The sequence below is a fragment of the Mesorhizobium sp. M7A.F.Ca.MR.362.00.0.0 genome, assembly GCF_004023175.1.
Classification (GTDB): Bacteria; Pseudomonadota; Alphaproteobacteria; order Rhizobiales; family Rhizobiaceae; genus Mesorhizobium.
This window is the reverse complement of sequence record NZ_RZTF01000104.1, coordinates 16993-17215: the sequence shown is the minus strand read 5'-3', so window position 1 is coordinate 17215 and position 223 is coordinate 16993. Positions and strand designations below refer to the sequence as shown.

Sequence of the window (223 nt, the reverse complement as noted above, 5' to 3'; positions counted from 1 at the left end):
GGGGGGGGCCGTAGAGGGCTAACCTCGCGAGCCGACCCGCTGCCCACAGGAAATCCCCAATGAACGCCCCCGATCACATCATCGTCGGCAGCGGCATCAATGCGCTGGTCTGCGCGGCGATGCTTGGCGGCAAAGGGGCGCGTGTGCTCGTCCTGGAGCGCAACGACCGCATTGGCGGTTGCATGCGCACCGAGGAGATCACCGCGCCCGGCTTCATCCATGA

The 223-nt window shown here is 66.8% G+C and carries 1 protein-coding gene; it reads left to right on the top strand.

Features of this window, described 5'->3' with window-relative positions:
- Positions 1-59 precede the first annotated feature (59 nt).
- A partial coding sequence (locus EOC06_RS42615; protein WP_245469628.1) for an NAD(P)-binding protein occupies positions 60-223 on the top strand: 164 nt, incomplete at its 3' end.